The sequence below is a fragment of the Acidovorax sp. HMWF029 genome (assembly GCF_003060895.1).
In the GTDB taxonomy this organism is placed as follows: Bacteria; Pseudomonadota; Gammaproteobacteria; order Burkholderiales; family Burkholderiaceae_C; genus Acidovorax.
The window spans coordinates 82,889-83,118 of the sequence record NZ_QAIH01000328.1 but is presented as its reverse complement, the minus strand read 5'-3'; the positions used below and the strand labels follow the sequence as shown (position 1 = coordinate 83,118).

Sequence of the window (230 nt, the reverse complement as noted above, 5' to 3'; positions counted from 1 at the left end):
TCGTTGCCCGGGAGCCGCCCAGTCCGTCAAGCTGCCGACCCATGGACTGCTCAAGGTAATCCAGGCGGGCTTGGGCAGCGGGGTGGGTGGACATGGTCAGCGTGAACATCGGGTTGTCTGGCGTCACGCTGCGCAGCTGCTGAAGCACCGACACCAGCCCGTATGGGTCAAACCCTGCCTTCGCCGCCATCGCCACGCCGCTGCGATCGGCTTCAAATTCATCGGACTGG

At 64.8% G+C, this 230-nt stretch carries 1 protein-coding gene; it reads right to left on the bottom strand.

Features of this window, described 5'->3' with window-relative positions:
- Nucleotides 1–230, bottom strand: a 230-nt coding sequence (locus tag DBR12_RS23425; RefSeq protein ID WP_233245050.1) for a M48 family metalloprotease, incomplete at both ends; no start/stop codon positions are given.